Below are 1,330 nucleotides of genomic sequence, written 5' to 3'. Positions count from 1 at the left end.
ACCCCATCCATCTCATCCATAACAAGGTCCATTAAAATAATATCCGGTCTTAATTGCAAAGCTAACTCTGAACCTTTTCTTCCATTTTCAGCTTCTCCAACTACTTCAATATCTGGCTGCGTTGATAAATATGCTGATACACCCATTCGAACCATTTCATGATCATCAACTAGTAATACTTTTATCATGATTCTCCCCCTCTCTCAATCATAATAGGTACTTTCACTTCTATTTGCGTACCTTTATTCGGAAAACTAAGAACTTTTAATGTACCACCAATTTCATGAACTCGCTCTTGCATTGACCTTAAACCGTATGAACCAGCCTTATTAACACCAACTTTAAACCCAACACCGTCATCAATAATTTTCAAAATCGCATATTGATCAATTTTCCGAAGACGTACTTCGGTTTTCTTTGCCTTCGCATGCCGTAAAGTATTAGACAGCGCCTCTTGTACAATACGGAATAAATGATCCTCTACACCTTTTTTTAATTGAATCGGTTCAATTAACCATTCAATTTTCATATGTTGCTTTCTAGACAGTTCTGTTAATAATTCTTCTATACCCTCTGTTAGTTTCTTACCTTCTAACTGCACTGGGCGTAAATGAAGGAGCAATGCTCTCATTTCTGATTGTGCATTTACAACCATATTCTCAACAAGCTGCAACTGTTTTTTCGTCGTGTCTGGAATTTCAGCTGCTTGCTCATTAATGGCTGACATCATCATCGACATTGCAAAAAGCTGCTGACTTACAGAATCGTGCAGCTCTCTCGCTAATCGATGCCTTTCTTGAGAAATCGCTTCTTGTCTCATCTCTTCATTCCAATGGGCTCGTTCATTCGTTACTTTTTGAAATAGCCCAGCTTGCTCCTCTAAGCGACGAGCAAGACCAATTACTTTTCGTTCCACTTCATGAAATTCATCGTCCGCAGTAAATGAAACATCACTCGGAAAATTCCCTCGCTCTACTTCAAATAGAAAAGTATTTAATCCTTGTATACGCTGTTCTATATAATAACCGATTGCATATCCTACAATTCCTCCGATAAGAAGACTCGTACTCATAATAAACAAGCCAATTGGAACAGAAGCAATGGATTCTTTCCAGAGTAAATCATAAACTTGTTGCTYGCTTTTCCATACATATACAATTGTACAAATAAGTGCGATACTCACAGAGGACAACATAGAATAACGAATATACATCCACGAAATATTCCTTTGTTTTTTCATTATACTTTCCTCACTTCCGTATCGCCTACGACAAGCGAAGAAATAATTTTAATACGACGAGGGGCTTCTTTATACTGTTCTGTTCTAAAC

The 1,330-nt window shown here is 37.5% G+C and carries 2 protein-coding genes and 1 pseudogene; all 3 read right to left on the bottom strand.

Annotation, left to right across the window (positions count from 1 at the left end; translation table 11 throughout):
• On the bottom strand, positions 1-188 hold a 188-nt coding region (locus tag AC1DJR_RS29995; protein ID WP_477004260.1), incomplete at its 3' end, for a response regulator.
• A complete protein-coding gene (locus AC1DJR_RS29990; RefSeq protein ID WP_477004259.1) occupies positions 185-1,240 on the bottom strand; it encodes a sensor histidine kinase in 1,056 nt (351 codons plus the stop codon). The genes AC1DJR_RS29990 and AC1DJR_RS29995, both read right to left, overlap by 4 nt.
• A pseudogene (locus tag AC1DJR_RS29985) lies at positions 1,240-1,330 on the bottom strand (cell wall-active antibiotics response protein LiaF); the annotation flags it as partial. The gene AC1DJR_RS29990 and the pseudogene AC1DJR_RS29985, both read right to left, overlap by 1 nt.

This window comes from Bacillus sp. 05T31, assembly GCF_056396725.1.
Note: the sequence above shows the minus strand (reverse complement) of the source record. Positions and strands in the feature narration are given on the sequence as shown.